At 17.9% G+C, this 329-nt stretch carries 1 protein-coding gene; it reads left to right on the forward strand.

Annotation, left to right across the window (positions count from 1 at the left end; all coding sequences use genetic code 11):
* Positions 1-329: hypothetical protein (locus ACR6JA_RS22675; RefSeq protein ID WP_494599712.1), on the forward strand; the 329-nt coding region annotated here is incomplete at both ends.

The raw sequence follows: 329 nt of genomic DNA on the forward strand, positions 1-329 counted from the left end.
AAAAAAAAAAATAAAACCCCCCAAAAAAAAAAAATTGTGTGTAAATTATATTCAGTCACGCCCGGCCACCCACAGACCCACAGACCCCAAAAACAAAAAAAAAAAAAAAAAAAAAAAATATTAAATAAAAAAAAAAAAAAAAAAAACAAAACCAAAAACAAAAAAACCAGAATACCAAAAAAAAATTTTAACAAAAAAATTACAAATTTGAGAAAAAAAAAAAAAAAAAAAAAACACCAAAAAACCAAAAAAAAAAAAAAAAAACACAAAAAAAAAAAACAAAAAAAAAAAAAAAAAAAAAAAAACAAAAAAGAAAAAAAATTAAAAAA

Source organism: Cedecea sp. B1(4) (genome assembly GCF_059414925.1).